The organism is Butyrivibrio sp. INlla14, from assembly GCF_900102515.1.
Taxonomy (GTDB): Bacteria; Bacillota; Clostridia; order Lachnospirales; family Lachnospiraceae; genus Butyrivibrio.
In genome coordinates this window covers 67,370-83,138 of record NZ_FMVS01000019.1, presented here as the reverse complement: position 1 = coordinate 83,138, position 15,769 = coordinate 67,370, and the positions used below count along the sequence as shown (strand labels likewise).

Below are 15,769 nucleotides of genomic sequence, written 5' to 3'. Positions count from 1 at the left end.
CGACTAGAGGTGCAAGTGATGCAAGAAGAAGGAAAGCAAGAATTTGGCATCACAGATTATAATTCAAGTGATGCCAAAGACAAGAAAACAAGATCTATGCATCACGACTAGCGGCGCAAGTGATGCAAGAAGAAAAAACAAGAAGTCCTGCATCACTTCCTGCAGAAAACTCCATAAGAACTCCATAAAAACTCCATAAAAATAAGCGAAAATTTGACATACCCCAGCTACTGTGCTAATATGCTATAGGAAACATTTAATTATTGCTAGTTTGAAGTGGACTTTCGCGAGTCCACTTTATTTATGTCAAAAAATAGCAATAAGCGCAATACACTGCAAGATTGCAAAACAAGGCAATAAGTGCAATACAAAGTAAAGGAGCGCAATATGTCCAAAAAAGACGATATTGAGAAGAAAACGGAAGCTCTCTTAACACCTATCGCAGAGGCCAATGGCGTCAGAGTTTATGATGTAGAATACGTCAAGGAAGCAGGCGAGTGGTACCTTAGAGCTTACATTGACAAGGATGGCGGCGTTGATATTAACGAATGTGTAGATGTGAGTCATGCATTATCAGATGCGCTTGATGTTGATGATTTCATCGAAGAGGCCTATACACTGGAAGTTAGTAGCCCAGGATTAGGGAGACAGCTCAAGAAAGACAGACATTTTGCAAACAGCATCGGCCAGGATGTGGAACTCAAGCTTTTTAAGGCAAGAGACGGAGTCAAGGAATTTGCCGGAACACTTAAGAGTTTTGATGACACAACAGTAACCGTTACTATAAATGATACAGATGAGACTTTTATCAGAAAAGAGATATCAGTGATTAAGCTTGCTCTTGATTTTTGAGAAATTATGAGCGGAAAAAGGAGATTACGATGAGTAAAGAATTAATGGATGCCCTTGACCTTTTAGAGAAGGAGAAGAACATCAGCAAGGATTCTCTGTTTGATGCAATTGAGAATTCACTTATCACAGCTTGCAAGAATAATTTTGGCAAGGCTGACAACATTAGAGTTGAGGTTGACAGAAACAATTGTGACTTCAAGTGCTATGCAGACAAGGAAGTTGTTGAGACTGAAGATGATGTTATGGATCCTCAGATTGAGATCAGTCTTGATGATGCCAAGAAGATCAGCAAGAAGGCCAAGGTTGGCGATATCGTAGCAGTATCACTTAATTCCAAGGAATTTGGACGTATTGCCACACAGAACGCCAAGAACGTTATCCTTCAGAAAATCCGTGAGGAAGAGCGTGGCGCCATCTACAATGAATATTTCGAGAAAGAGCATGACATCGTAACAGGTGTAGTACAGAGATTCATCGGCAAGAACATCTCTATCAACCTTGGACGTGCAGATGCAATCCTCAATGAGAACGAGCAGGTTAAGGGTGAGGTTTACAGACCAACTCAGAGACTTAGAGTATATGTTCTCGAGGTCAAGAACGGTTCAAAGGGACCAAGAATCCTTGTATCTCGTACACATCCAGATCTTGTAAAGAGACTTTTCGAGCAGGAAGTAGCTGAGATCCAGGACGGAACTGTAGAAATCAAGTCAATCGCAAGAGAGGCTGGAAGCCGTACTAAGATCGCTGTTTATTCTAACAACCCTAACGTTGATGCTGTTGGTGCATGCGTAGGTGTTAACGGAGCAAGAGTTAACCTTATCGTAGATGAGTTGGGCGGCGAGAAGATTGACGTTATCAACTGGGATGAGAACCCAGGTAACCTTATACAGAACGCTCTTTCACCAGCCAAGATTGTAGCAGTATTTGCTGATCCTGATGAGAAGAGTGCCAAGGTTGTAGTTCCTGATTACCAGCTTTCACTTGCTATTGGTAAGGAAGGACAGAATGCAAGACTTGCAGCAAGACTTACAGGCTACAAGATCGATATCAAGAGTGAGACTCAGGCTAAGGATGCTCCAGGATTCCGTATGGAAGACTACCTCGACGACGAAGATTACGATGAGTATGAAGAGGGCGAGTACGAGGAAGGCGAGTACGAAGAAGCTGAGGATGCACAGGACACTGAGGAGTAATCCATGCAAAAGAAAATTCCCATGAGGAAATGTGTCGGCTGTAATGAGATGAAGGAGAAAAAGGAGCTCATAAGAGTTCTGAAAACTCCTGAGGATGAGATCATCTTAGACACAACAGGAAGAGCAAACGGCAGAGGAGCCTATATCTGCAACAATCCTGAATGCCTCAAAAAGGCCATCAAGAACAGAGGCCTTGAGAGATCCCTCAAATCTCATATACCAGCAGAAGTTTCAGATAGGCTACAAAAGGAGCTGAGCTAAATTTGGATTCTAATAAGATTTATTCGTTATTAGGACTGTGTATGCGGGCAGGAAAGCTAAAGAGCGGAGAATTCGCTGTTCTAGAGGCAATCCGCAAGCATACAGCAGAACTTGTTATCGTAAGTGAGGATGCTTCCGATAACACGAAAAAGCAGTTTAATGATAAATGTAATTATTATAATGTTCCAATAGTTCTCTTTGGAGACAAGGGTGAACTGGGACATGCAATTGGTAAGGATGTTCGAACAAGTCTGGCTATATTGGACAAAGGCTTTGCAGAGTCGCTTCGGAAGAACTTACTTTCTACTAATAGAAGTACGGAGGAAATGTAATGGCAAAAATAAAAATATCCGATCTTGCATTTGAGCTTGGATGCGAAGGAAAAGAGCTTATAAGCTTTTTGCAGGAAAAAGGCATTGAAGCGAAGCGTTCGAACAGTTCCATAGAGGAGACAGATGCTGAAGTAGCTAGAAAGCACTTCGGTGGTTCTAATTCCAAAAAAGAAGAATCACAGAAGGACGAAGAGGCCAAGAAGCCAGTAGAAAAGGCAGCTAAGGCAGCAGAGCCAGCACATAAGGCAGCCAAGGCAGATGATGCATCTCAGAAGCAGGTAAGGCCAGCTGATGGTGGAGATAAGTCTTCAGACGCTCCTAAGAAAAAGAAAAAGATCATCATGGTTACAAATGCTGGCAATTCTAAGATGGGTGGCTTCAATAACCAGAATAACCAGGGCGGCAATGGTGGAAATAATCAGCGCCGTGACAACAGAGGTGGTAACAACCAGCCTCAGCGCAAACAGTTCGCACAGTCACAGAATGTTTATCATCCAATCAAGCCTTTAACTGCACCTTCACAGATGGAGAGCTATGGTAATTCTTCTATCAAGAAGACTCCTGCTCCAGCTCCTAAGAAGGAAGCACCTGTAGCACAGACTCAGCCACAGACTCAGGAGCAGCCTAAGGTTCAGGAGAAGCCACAGGTAGCTGAGACAGCTCCAAAGGCAGCACCAGTTGCAGATAATAACAGCAACAATAATAACAATCAGTTCAATAGAAACAGAGATAATCAGGCCTCTAGAAATGACAGAAACGATAGAAACGACAGAAATGATAGAGGCGACAGAAACGATAGAAACTCCGGCTTCAATAGAAATAACGACAGAAACAACGATAGAAACGGAGACAGAAATTCAAATGGCCAGAACAGAAACAATGGCCAGGGCGGATTCCGTAGAGACGGCCAGCAGGGCGGTGGCTTTAACCGCGACAACAGAGGCGGCTTTAATAAGGACGCTCAGCAGGGCGGCGGCAAGTTCGCTGGCAAGAACGACAAGTTCGGCGGCAAATTTGACGGCAAGCGCAATGACAGAAATGACAGAGGCGGTGCTTTTGAGGCAGCTCCAGTAAAAGAGGGTGGTAGCCACAGAGACGAAGAAAGACGCCGTATGGGTCAGGAGAAGGATAAGAGAAACAAGAAGGATCTTGCTTATGAGCAGGAAGAGATGATGCCAAGAAGTAAGAGAGTTGGCAGATTCATTAAGCCTGAGGTCAAGAAGGTAGAAGAGCCTGAAGAGCAGATCAAGGTTATCACTATCCCTGAGAAGGTTTCTATCAAGGAACTTGCAGAGAAGATGAGAATGCAGCCATCAGTTATCATCAAGAAGCTGTTCATGGCTGGTCAGATTTCAACAGTTAATACAGAGCTTTCATATGAGGAAGCTGAGAATATCGCAATGGAATATGAGATCCTCTGCGAGAAGGAAGTTCCTGTAGACGTTATCGAGGAACTTCTTAAAGAGGAAGAGGATGCACCTGAGACACTTAAGAAGCGTCCTCCAGTTGTCTGCGTAATGGGTCACGTTGACCATGGTAAGACATCACTTCTTGATGCTATCCGTAAGACCTCTGTAACAGACAGAGAGGCCGGTGGTATCACACAGAGAATCGGTGCTTACACAGTATCAGTTAATGATCAGAAGATCACATTCCTTGATACACCTGGTCATGAGGCATTTACAGCTATGCGTATGCGTGGTGCCAACTCTACAGATATCGCAGTACTTGTAGTAGCTGCAGATGATGGTGTAATGCCACAGACAGTAGAAGCTATCAACCATGCTAAGGCAGCAGAGGTTGAGATCATCGTAGCAGTCAACAAGATTGATAAGCCTAACGCTAACGTAGACAGAGTTAAGCAGGAAATGACTGAATACGGTCTTATCTCTACAGATTGGGGCGGAACAACTGAGTTCGTTCCTGTATCCGCTAAGTCTGGTGAAGGTATTGAAGACCTTCTTGAGACAATCATCCTTACAGCTGATATCCTTGAGCTTAAGGCTAACCCTGACAGAGAGGCTAGAGGACTTGTCCTTGAGGCAAGACTTGATAAGGGCCGTGGTCCTGTAGCAAACGTACTTGTTCAGAAGGGTACACTTCATGTTGGTGACTTCATTTCAGCTGGAGCAAGCTCAGGTAAGGTAAGAGCCATGGTTGATGATAAGGGCAACAAGCTCAAGGAAGCTCGTCCTTCACAGCCAGTTGAGATTCTTGGTCTTTCAGATGTTCCAAATGCAGGTGAGGTATTCCTTGCACATGAGACAGACAAACAGGCCAAGCAGTATGCTAATACATACCTTCAGCAGCACAAGAAAGACCTTATCGAAGAGACTAAGGCCAAGATGTCCCTTGATGACCTTTACTCCAAGATTGAGGAAGGCAGACTTCAGGAACTTGATATCATCATCAAGGCTGACGTTCAGGGTAGCGTAGAAGCCCTCAAGCAGTCTCTTCTCAAGCTTTCTAATGATGAAGTTGTTGTTAAGGTCATTCACGGTGGTGTTGGTGCAATCAATGAGTCTGATGTAACACTCGCTGCTGCATCAAACGCTATCATCATCGGATTCGATGTTCGTCCTGATGCTACAGCTAAGAGCATGGCTGAGCACGAAGGCGTAGAGATCAAGCTTTACAAGGTTATTTACCAGGCTATTGAAGAAATCGAATATGCTATGAAGGGTATGCTTGCTCCTATCTATGAGGAAAGAGTTACTGGTCATGCAGAAGTTCGTCAGATCTTCAAGGCTTCCAAGGTTGGTAACATTGCCGGTGCCTTTGTTAAGGACGGTGTTATCAAGAAAGAGTGTAAGGTTCGTATCCAGAGAGATGGCGAGCAGATCTTCGAAGGTGATCTTGCTTCCCTCAAGAGATTCAAGGACGACGTCAAGGAAGTTAAGGAAGGATTCGAGTGCGGTCTTGTATTTGACGGCTTTGATTCAATCCATGAAGGCGACTTCGTAGAAGCTTACGAAATGGTTGAGGTACCACGTACTTGATCTATATAAGAAATGAGTGAATACAGTTTACTGTATTTATGAAATAATCTGACGTAAATGGGAAAAGATATACGAATAAAATCAGTATATCTTTTTCCCAATTGTACGAAGGATTGCAAGAGCGAAGCGGAGCAATCCGCATATCGCGGAGGATAAGATAAAATATGCGTAAGAATAGTAACAAGAATAAAAGAATCAACGGAGAAGTAATGAAAGTTATTTCAGAAGCCCTCCGTTATAGCAAAGATCCAAGGATCAGCCCTATGACTTCAGTTATGGACGTGGAAGTTGCTCCAGACCTTAAGACATGTAAGGTTTGGGTAACTGTAATGGGCAATGACGAGGACAGAGCCAGAACAGCAGAGGGCCTTAAGAGCGCTGCAGGCTATGTTCGCAGTACTTTGGCAAAAGAGCTGAATATGAGATACACTCCAGAGATAAGATTTATCATGGATGACTCAATCGAGTACGCGATCAACATGTCCAAGATAATCGACGAAGTAGCTGCCAAGGATAACGAGGCAAGAGCTGCTCGTGGAGAAGAAATCGAAGACGAATCAGAAGATTTCGAAGATTCTGAAGATGAAGGTTTAGACGAACCAGAGGAATTATGATCCTATAGAATGCAGGAATCTGACATTAAAGAGTCATAAGAAATCAAACAGATATAAGATAAAAGAAACAGCGCAGTTAAGTCTATAACAGGATATTGGCTGCGCGTTTGTAGTAGAAAGGTTGATATAAATGAGAATTGATGATCATATGAGCGGAGTAAGTACAGTTGCAATTGCAGGACACGTAAGACCAGATGGCGATTGCATAGGCTCTAGCATGGGATTATATCTTTATTTCAAAAAGAACTATCCTGAGGTAAGAGTTGATGTTTTTCTTGAGGACATTCCAGAGGAATTTCTTTTCATTAAGGATGCTGACAAGATAAATCATTCTTTTACAACTGATATTGAGAGCTATGATCTATTCATATGTATAGACTGTGAAAAGGGCAGAACCGGCGATGCCGAGAAAATCTTTGATGCAGCCAAGAAGACCATCAATATCGATCACCATATCAGCAACACCGGAACTGGTGATGTTACCTTTATTGTACCTACTTCAAGTTCAGCCTGCGAGCTTGCTTATGAAGTAATGGACAAGGACAAGCTTGATGTAGATATTGCGCAGGCTCTATACACTGGAATGGTAACAGATACAGGCGTATTCAAGTACAACAGCACATCTCCAAGAACTTACGAGATTGCTGGTAAGCTTACTGCTTTTGGATTTGATTTTACATGGCTCATTGACCATGTTTTCTATGAAAAGACCTATCTCCAGAACCAGATCCTTGGAAGAGCCCTTCTTGAGAGCATTTCACTTATGGATGGCAAGGTAATAGCATCTGCAGTGTCCAAGGAAACAATGGATTTCTATGGAGTTAAGGGCAATGACCTTGACGGAATCGTCAACCAGCTGATGTTCACAATCGGTTGCGATGTTGCAATCTTCATCTATGAGGATGAGCCAATGCTCTATAGAGTAAGCCTTCGTAGTAACGGCAATATCGATGTATCAAGAGTTGCCAAGCTCCTTGGCGGTGGTGGCCATGTAAGAGCGTCAGGATGTACTTTGAACGGTACACAGCACGACGTTATCAACAGCATAACTCATTTCATTCAGCAGCAGTACGATGAAAAGAAATAAATAATTCATAGCCGCAGGATTGTGTGTCTTGCGGCTATTGTTAGCTACGCCCACTTCGCAGGCATGCCTCACAGATTTGAGTCTGAAAAATATAAGAAAGAGTTTTCTACATGAACAAATACAACGGACTGATAAATATTTATAAGGAACAGGGCTTTACCTCCAATGATGTGGTAGCCAAACTTCGCGGAATCCTTCATCAAAAGAAAATAGGTCATACCGGTACTCTTGATCCTGATGCCACAGGCGTGCTTGTGGTCTGCCTTGGGACAGGAACCAAGCTGGTCGAGACGCTGACAGATCATGATAAAGAATATATCGCTGTTTGCAAACTGGGCGTCACAACTGATACTCAGGATATGTCTGGCACTGTACTTACTGAATCTGAAGTTCACGTGACAAGACAGGAGCTCCACGAAGCCGTTCAGGCCTTTGTTGGCGACTACGACCAGATTCCACCTATGTATTCTGCAATAAAGCAAAACGGCAAAAAACTCTACGAACTTGCAAGGGAAGGTATCGAGGTTGAGCGAAAGCCAAGAAAGATCCACATTGGCGCTATAACAATCCTTGATGATTCAAATCTTGAAAAAGACAGCTCTTTTGTCATGGAAATTAAGTGCTCTAAGGGTACATATATCAGAACTCTCTGCAATGACATTGGCGAGCGACTAGGGTGCGGTGCTGCCATGCAGAACCTCATGAGAACAAGAGTTGGAGCCTTTGCCCTTGATAGCGCTGTTAAGCTCTCACAGGTAGAAGAAATGCGGGATAACGGAACTCTGGAGTCTATCATAAAATCTCCAGAGTACATTTTCAGGGACCTTGATGCAATCCATGTCAGTGACAACTGCAGAGTAATCCTTGAAAACGGCAATAGTTTCCGCAAAGACAACCTTGTAAGTGAAGATCCTGAGGGCGTTAATGACAAGGACTTTGCAAAAGAGATGTTTTCTGACGGAGATATGTTCAGAGTTTATTCAGAAGATGACACCTTTTTTGGTATATACAAATATGACGCCAGAACTAAACAGTTCAAGGTGGATAAGTTCTTCTTTGAGAAAAACTGACAAGAAGCCAAAAACAAGAAATAATAAGAAGTAAAAAACAGAGATAAAATAAGAAACAAGACAATGAAGATAATAACACGACTTGATGAACTGAATATAACAGATAAGACGGCCATAGCCATAGGCAAATTTGATGGGATCCACTTAGGCCACAAAAAGCTCCTTAAACTCATCCTTGATCAGAAGCAGGACGGCCTGAAAGCTACTGCTTTTACCTTTGAGCCATCCCCTGAGGAATTCTTTGTGGGACACCCTGTCAAGCAGCTCTTTACCAGGAATGAGAAAAGAAAAGCCTTCGAGGCCATGGGAATAGACATCCTGGTAGAGTTTCCGCTAAATGCCCAGACAGCTGCAACACCTCCGGAGGACTTTGTTAAGAACATTCTGGTAGAAGACTTAAAGGCCGATTATATTGCGGCGGGATGCGATGTTTCTTTTGGCGACAAGGGAAGAGGAGACCAGCACCTTCTAAAGAGCATGAGCAGGGAACTGGGATTTGAGCTCTGCCTTATAGATAAGGTTATGCTTGATGGAGAGGAAGTCAGCTCAACCAGGGTGAGAAACCAGGTAGCAGACGGAAATATTCCAATGGCCAAAAGGCTCCTTGGAAGCGACTACAGCATCAGCGGTATCGTGGAACATGGCAATCACCTTGGTTCTACTATTGGAGTTCCTACTGTAAACGTGCTGCCTCCTGTGGGCAAGCTCCTTCCACCATTTGGTGTATATAGCAGCATAGTTGTGGTTGGAGACAGGACCTTTAAGGGCATGACCAACATTGGCAGAAAGCCCACCGTGTCCTCAAACAATCAGGTTGGCGTTGAGACCTACATATATGATTTTGACGAAGATGTGTATGGCAAGTTCATTGAAGTTAAGCTCTGCGAGTTCAGACGTCCCGAGATGAAGTTCGAAAGCGTAGAAAAACTCAAGGCTCAGATGAAAAAAGATATAGAAGACATACGATAAAGAAAATACAAAACTATCAGGGAAAAGATCACTACAAAATAGTGGTCTTTTCTTTTGCCCATTTATGCAGCGTTTCATGATTTTTGTCATAAAAAATGGAAACGAAAAAAGGTATAAAGTTTTCCTAAACTCTGAAACACGCATGGTTGCTAACTTTTTTGTAAATTATAAACATCATATTAAATATCATAACAAACAAAATCTGACGCAAATATGATTAAAATTATGATTTTCTATGATGTATAACATTTACAAGATAAACAACAAAAAAGTGTGTGCGATTTTTATTTGAGAGAGGGAAAAGATATGATGAAGAATTTAGTAAACAAGAAACTGGTAAAGGCAATCACAATCGGAATAAGTGCTAGTATGTTATTGCAGCCTGTTGCAGCATATGCAACTGATGGCGAAGAACTTAACAAGTCCCTGACAAATGGCGAACAGAAAGTCAGCAAAGAGCCAACTGCAACAGAGACAGTAGAGCAGGCAGCACAGTCTTTTGACACAGAAGTTAATAATGAAACAAATAGCGTTTCCGCAGCGATAGCAGAAGTAAATGCAAACGTTCAGGCAATAGATCAGCAGTTTAACGGAAAAGAAAACGCTACAGAAGCAGAGACAGTTGCAACAATCACAAACAATGATCTGCAGGAAGTTTACAATGATAATTACGATCAGATAAAAGAGGCGGCTGAAAATCTTTCTAAGGACGTAGAAGAGATCAAGAAAGATGTTGAAAATTTAAATACAGACGCTGAAAACATATCTGATGCTCAGGATACAAGAAATGACGCCGTAAAAGAGCTTGAGAATACAGATTCTGTTGATGCAGCAGCCCAGAAGGCAGATACAGCCTACGATGGCGTATCAGAAAAGATAGCTTAGGCAAACGAGAAGATTGAAAATGCTACAACCAAGGAGCAGGCTGACGAAGCTTATGCAGAGGCTCAGGTAGTCGTAGAAGAGGCTAACAAGAATTATGAAGAAGCCAAGAAAGAGTTCGACGACAAAAAGGCATCTTATGAGGCAGCTTTAAATAAGGCCAACGATGCTCAGAAAGCATACACAGATGCTATAAACAGCGCAGATGGTGACATTAAGACAGCGGAGGAAAACCTCAAGGCAGCTCAGGCTGAAGCTACAAAATTAAATAACGAGCTCAAGGACGCAACCGATGCTCTTAATACAGCCAAGGCTAATGCAGAGGCAGCAAAAGAACTCGATGTAGAAGGAAAAGAGCAGGCAGCGCAGGAAGCAGCAAGCAAGGTAACAGAGACAGCACAGGCTCTTTCAGAAATCACAGGAAAGATCTCTGCAGCAGAGCTGGCACAGAGCGCAGTAAATCAGGCAAATGCAGCTGCAACCCAGGCAGAGACAGATAACGCAGCAGCTATAAGCGCTGGACAGAACGCAGCACAGGCAGTTCAGAATGCTCAGAAGAAGCTTGATGATGCAATTGCATATGAGAAAACAGTTAAAGATACAAGACAGGTGCTTAAAACTACCTCAATAAGGTTTGATACAGCAGCAAATCAGGAAATTGCAGAGCAGATGCTTGAGTATTGGGTCAAGAATAATAATCCAGGATCAACAATTGAATTTACAAATGATCATGAATATTTCACATTGCCGCATTATTTCAGGGTTGTTATAGATGGACAGGACAGATACTTTGATTTTGATACAGACTTCTGGAATGACAATATCAGTGTATTTGAGAGAAATGCGGAGACTGGCCGAAAGATTGGTAACGGCTATATCATTACCAAGCAGGGATATATTGAAGAATATCAGTCAATCCATCATGCAGCTGAGAAAGCTGTACAGGATGCTAGAAAAGAGTATAAGGATGCTAGAAAGAATAACGAATCCACTATTCAGGCAGGAGAAAATGCTCAGAAGGCCGTACAGGATGCCAAGGACGCAGCAGCAAAGGTGGCAGAAGATAATGCAGCTATCATAAATGCTGGAGCTGAGGCTCAGAACTCTTTGCAGGACGCTCAGAATGCAGCAACAACAGCTCAGAATGAAAAACAGGCAGCAGACGATGCTCTTACACTTGCCAAGAAGTATGCAGAAGAATACAAGGCAGTTTTTGATAGCTATGAAAAGCTCTCCGTGGCAGCATCAAAGGCTAATACTAAGCTTCAGGATGCAGCAGACAGACTTGATACTCTTAAGAAGAGCATTTCTGATCTGATGGCAACATATGCTGGAACAGGCATCAGCACTGACGATGTGAAGGCAGAGCTCGATGAACTTAACAAAAAGTACATCGAAGCCAAGAATAAATTCGATCAGGCAGAAAAAGATAAAGAGAAAGCCGATGAAGATCTTGCAGATGCAAAAGAAAAGCTCGAAGACAAGAAGAAAGAAATAGCTGATAACGAAGCAGCAAACCAGCCTACAGACGGAAATGATGGCCAGCAGGGCACAACAGGAGCAGGAATAGATCAGGGTACAACAGATACAGCTTCTGGTGCAGGAACAGACCAGGGTACAACAAGTACAACTACTGGTGCAGGCACAGCACAGACTCCAGTAGCTACAGTAGCTGCAGCAGATGGCGCAGCAGTTCTTGGAGCAAACAGAGCCCTTGCAACATCAAGTGCAAAGGCAGCAAAAACAGTAACTTCTAATAGCAAGGCAGCAGGCGCGAACGCAGCTCTTAAGACAGAAGATGCAGAAAATAGCGACATCACAGCAGATTCTGAGGGTGGCGTAGTTGTAGCAAAGGCCCAGGAAGAGAAGACAGAAAAAGAGACAGTAACTAGTGCAATTACTGATATCGCAGATCAGGAAACTCCTCTCGCAGCTATCCCAGTAGAGCAGCAGAGCCGCCTTCCTTATATTCTCCTTCTCATCCTCGCAGCACTTGGTATAACAACTGAGGAAGTTATTAGAAGAAACAATAAGAAGTCAAACTAATCTGTCAGCTGATAGATGACCAGGATATAATCCCAATCAAATAAACCTCTCTCATGAGAACACACAAGGAAAGAAGCAGGTTCACAAAGGCCTGCTTCTTTTCTTGTGGTGCATTGCAATCGTGCAATTCTCTTTAGTAGAGATTTTTATGAGCAGAGTCTGGAAAAATCATATTTTAAATCACAAACAACAAAATTATCATCAAATATGATTAACTCTATGATTGCTAATCCTGTATAAATATATCCGTTGAAAAAATCGTTATATATGTATGTAGAAAAATATAATAAAAGGGAAGAAAAGTGTTATGAAAAAGAACTTACTTAACAAACAGCTTATTAAAGCTATCTCATTAGGAATCAGTGCAAGTATGGCTCTTCAGCCTGTAACAGCACTTGCAGCAGAGGAAACTAATGCAGAGACTAGTGATAATACAGGGGATCATGTATTAGAGGTTGAAAATACTATTGCAGAAGAAACAATAATTGAAAATAGCGAGGCAGCTATCTCAAACGCTAAAGAAGAAATTGAGAATGCAGAGAAAGAAACAGGACTTACTTTTGACAATTCAGATGATGAAGTTGTGGCTGTAACTGGAGAAGTTGAGAGCGCTGTTGAAACTGTAATTGACGCAAAGAATGACATTGAAGATGCTAAGGAACATTCTGCAAATAGAGACAAGGCTATTGAGGAAATGAACAATAACCTTGATCAGAACTATGGTTCTAATATTGATAAAGCAAAAACAGATTTTAATGATGCTACTACAGCTGCTGGAGAAGCTGAAGAGATAAGTGCTTCTATTACAGAAGAGACTGTTCTTGCTGATGCTGAAAGTAAAGCAAAAGAAGCAAATGCAAAGCACAAAGAGGCTTTGGAGAAGCTTGCTAATGCTGAAAAGGAATATGCTGATGCAAAGGCTGCTTATGATAAAGCCTTTGAGAATTACAGAAAAGCTTCAGAGGAAGGTTCAAAGAGCTTTATTAGTATTAATGATGCTCAGAGAGAACTTGAAGAAGCTATGAAAATGCTTTCTCAAAAGAAGGAGGTAGTTGAGAATCAGACTGCAGCAGCTGCTGGCTACTTAGAGACTGTTAAGAACAATGACTATCAGAAAATAGCAGATTCATTAGAAAAGTTATCAAAGAATGAGACAACAAGTGAAGAACATGCGAAACTCTTGATAGGCGCATATATTAAGGCTAACGGTGGAAAAGATGTTGCTTTCGGTACAGTAAACAAGGAATATACTGCAGGACTTAATGAAAATGGCGAAGTAAAGAAAGAAACTCAGACATATAATACTGTTACTTATACTAACGCAGATGGTGAAGAGGTTGTTGAAAGCTATATTGTAAATGTAGATGAAAACGGTGAGATTTCTGTTTCTAAAATAAATGTGAGCGAAACTGATAACACAGATGTGATCATCAAGGAAGCGGTTGAGTATTCTCCAGCAGTAGAAGGCAAGGATGAAGTACTTGAGAGCTGGTCAACAGCAGATGGCTCAAAATCATTTTTAGTTTCAAATGATAAAATTGTAAAAATTGAAACTGAAAATGAAAATGAACTGATTGCTATAGATACTGAGAATCTTAATGATGTTTCAACTGAGGATGATAAGAAAGTATCTGTACCTGCCCCCATTACTGAGTATATTCAGAATGGAGTTAAAACAACAAAATATGTTGAAACTGGATTAGAGAAAACTGAATATGTAAAAGATACATATGTAGTTGTAGATAGTTACAATACTAAGAGGGTTACAGATTCTAGCAAAGTTGAAACTAAAGAAGAATTGTTTAACATGATATCAAACTTAGAGGGGCGAAATGATAATGTATCTGTTAATGTATCTGTACAAGTCGCTGGCTTTTTGCCAATCAGCTATAATGTATATCCTAATGATTTGAAATGGTATGACAAACTCAATGCTGTTTTGTTTGGCAGTGGTTATAAAGTGGATATCTCTTATGATGTAGAAGACAAAAATAGTCCTAAAGAAACTCATGAGGAAGAAGCTATTTGTGAGGTCGTGACTAAAGAGTATACTATTACTACAGTGACAAATGTATATGAAAGATCTGGTAATTATGGATGGCTTTCAAAAGATAAAAAATCCGCGAAACGAGATATGGAAGCTAGAGTATCAGAACTGAGAGACCAGGGATTTACTGTTAATTCATTTAGTGTCGAGAGCGACTGGAATTCTCGTGGTAAGTACTATTATAAAATCGACTACACATCAACAAATGTGGGGACAAATACTGTAACCAAAGAAGTTTCTCGCAAGAGATATGCAGCAGATACATATACTGTACACACAGAGCACCAGGATGCTGTTGAAGCCAAAGATGAGGTTCAGGCTCAGGCTGCCGTTTATGGAACAAAGCTTGTTACAACTACAGCAGGATCTTTTGTTGAAAATGATTTACAGGCTAAGCTTGAAGCACAGGCGAATGCTGTTGCTCTTCAGAATGCGGCTGTTGAAGCAGCTAAAGCGGCTGAGGAGGCATATAATAATGCAGTTAAGGCTGTAAAAGATGCGCAGGAAAAGGTTGAGAAACTTAAGGAAGCGAACACTCCTGTAGTAACACTTGCTGAAGCTAGTGCTAATCTTAACATCGCGATGAAGAGACTTAGTGAAGCTACTTCAAAGAAAAATGCTGCAGACAAAGCTGTAGCTAATGCAACAACAGCTGTAGAAAATGCTAATAAAAATGTGTCATTTATACAGGCTAAAGAAGCTGCTAGAAAGGCTGAAGAAGCCAGAAGAAGAGCTGAGGAAGAAGCTAGAAGAAATCAGGAGAATAACTCAAATGATGGACAAAGCCAGTCTTCTGATTCAGCAAGCGAGTATGCAACAGTAATTCCTACTGTAGCAAATACTACTAAGAAGACTGCAGCTACAACTCTTGAGACAGCAGAGGTTCTTGGAGCAAAGAGAGCTACAACTAAGAAGGCTACTAAGGCTACAAAGACTTCAACTAAGAAGAGCACAGACAAGGTTTCTGAGGAAAAGAAAGATACAAAGCTTGCAGCAGAAGAGAAGGCTGAGACAGTAGAGGCTGTAGAGACAACTGAGGCAGTAGTTACTCCTTCAGAGGATGTTAAGACTACTGATGGTCAGAATGTTGATAATGCAGAGGTTACAATTGCTGATGAGCAGACTGCACTTACAGATTCTGTAGAGAATGCAGGTCAGAAGCACTTCCCATGGATTGTAGTTGCAATCCTTGGAGTACTTGGTATTTCTGTTGAGGAAGTTGTAAGAAGAGGCTCTAAAAAGGCTAAAGAGAAATCTAAGAAAGACTGATCAAATCATTTAGACTTTACATTAGCCACTATTTATGCTAATATACATTAGTTGCTGACAAAATTTCAGTAACTGTTACAGAAACTACCTTTGCTCGGATATTGGATACTCCAACCTATATCTGTGTAGTAGGCGGATTCATTACAAA

General features: G+C 41.7%; 12 protein-coding genes. All 12 read left to right on the top strand.

The features are described from left to right. Window positions 1-387 precede the first annotated feature (387 nt). On the top strand, window positions 388-852 hold the full coding sequence (rimP, locus tag BLO53_RS12950) for a ribosome maturation factor RimP (RefSeq protein WP_026488295.1): 465 nt from the start codon (window positions 388-390) through the stop codon (window positions 850-852). A 29-nt stretch (window positions 853-881) separates the two neighbouring features. Continuing rightward, window positions 882-2,045, top strand: coding sequence for a transcription termination factor NusA (gene nusA, locus BLO53_RS12945; RefSeq protein ID WP_026488296.1), 1,164 nt, complete (start codon window positions 882-884; stop codon window positions 2,043-2,045). A gap of 3 nt (window positions 2,046-2,048) precedes the next feature. Further along, window positions 2,049-2,306, top strand: a complete 258-nt coding sequence (rnpM, locus tag BLO53_RS12940) for an RNase P modulator RnpM (RefSeq protein ID WP_026488297.1) — start codon at window positions 2,049-2,051, stop codon at window positions 2,304-2,306. 2 nt (window positions 2,307-2,308) lie between these two features. Next, window positions 2,309-2,638 (top strand): L7Ae/L30e/S12e/Gadd45 family ribosomal protein, encoded by a 330-nt coding sequence (locus BLO53_RS12935; RefSeq protein ID WP_026488298.1) that lies wholly within the window; start codon window positions 2,309-2,311, stop codon window positions 2,636-2,638. Continuing rightward, window positions 2,638-5,637, top strand: coding sequence for a translation initiation factor IF-2 (gene infB, locus BLO53_RS12930; RefSeq protein WP_092062391.1), 3,000 nt, complete (start codon window positions 2,638-2,640; stop codon window positions 5,635-5,637). Before BLO53_RS12935 ends, infB begins: the two co-directional genes overlap by 1 nt. A 164-nt stretch (window positions 5,638-5,801) precedes the next feature. Next, a complete protein-coding gene (rbfA, locus tag BLO53_RS12925; RefSeq protein ID WP_092062388.1) occupies window positions 5,802-6,251 on the top strand; it encodes a 30S ribosome-binding factor RbfA in 450 nt (149 codons plus the stop codon). Window positions 6,252-6,381: 130 nt separating this feature from the next. Next, window positions 6,382-7,338, top strand: coding sequence for a DHH family phosphoesterase (locus tag BLO53_RS12920; protein ID WP_092062385.1), 957 nt, complete (start codon window positions 6,382-6,384; stop codon window positions 7,336-7,338). A gap of 110 nt (window positions 7,339-7,448) precedes the next feature. Continuing rightward, window positions 7,449-8,408, top strand: coding sequence for a tRNA pseudouridine(55) synthase TruB (gene truB / locus BLO53_RS12915; RefSeq protein WP_092062382.1), 960 nt, complete (start codon window positions 7,449-7,451; stop codon window positions 8,406-8,408). Between the two features lie 63 nt (window positions 8,409-8,471). Beyond that, on the top strand, window positions 8,472-9,377 hold the full coding sequence (locus BLO53_RS12910) for a bifunctional riboflavin kinase/FAD synthetase (protein WP_092062379.1): 906 nt from the start codon (window positions 8,472-8,474) through the stop codon (window positions 9,375-9,377). Between the two features lie 306 nt (window positions 9,378-9,683). After that, window positions 9,684-10,262 (top strand): hypothetical protein, encoded by a 579-nt coding sequence (locus BLO53_RS12905; protein WP_092062376.1) that lies wholly within the window; start codon window positions 9,684-9,686, stop codon window positions 10,260-10,262. 606 nt (window positions 10,263-10,868) lie between these two features. After that, entirely contained in the window at window positions 10,869-12,305 is a 1,437-nt protein-coding gene (locus BLO53_RS12900) for a hypothetical protein (RefSeq protein ID WP_092062373.1), read from the top strand. A 307-nt stretch (window positions 12,306-12,612) separates the two neighbouring features. Then, entirely contained in the window at window positions 12,613-15,621 is a 3,009-nt protein-coding gene (locus tag BLO53_RS12895; RefSeq protein WP_092062370.1) for a hypothetical protein, read from the top strand. The last annotated feature ends 148 nt before the right edge of the window (window positions 15,622-15,769 follow it).

Coding starts and splice junctions, on each gene's coding strand:
- rimP (WP_026488295.1), top strand. CDS start 388: ATGTCCAAAAAAGACGATATTGAGAAGAAAACGGAAGCTCTCTTAACA.
- nusA (WP_026488296.1), top strand. CDS start 882: ATGAGTAAAGAATTAATGGATGCCCTTGACCTTTTAGAGAAGGAGAAG.
- rnpM (WP_026488297.1), top strand. CDS start 2,049: ATGCAAAAGAAAATTCCCATGAGGAAATGTGTCGGCTGTAATGAGATG.
- infB (WP_092062391.1), top strand. CDS start 2,638: ATGGCAAAAATAAAAATATCCGATCTTGCATTTGAGCTTGGATGCGAA.
- rbfA (WP_092062388.1), top strand. CDS start 5,802: ATGCGTAAGAATAGTAACAAGAATAAAAGAATCAACGGAGAAGTAATG.
- BLO53_RS12920 (WP_092062385.1), top strand. CDS start 6,382: ATGAGAATTGATGATCATATGAGCGGAGTAAGTACAGTTGCAATTGCA.
- truB (WP_092062382.1), top strand. CDS start 7,449: ATGAACAAATACAACGGACTGATAAATATTTATAAGGAACAGGGCTTT.
- BLO53_RS12910 (WP_092062379.1), top strand. CDS start 8,472: ATGAAGATAATAACACGACTTGATGAACTGAATATAACAGATAAGACG.
- BLO53_RS12905 (WP_092062376.1), top strand. CDS start 9,684: ATGATGAAGAATTTAGTAAACAAGAAACTGGTAAAGGCAATCACAATC.
- BLO53_RS12895 (WP_092062370.1), top strand. CDS start 12,613: ATGAAAAAGAACTTACTTAACAAACAGCTTATTAAAGCTATCTCATTA.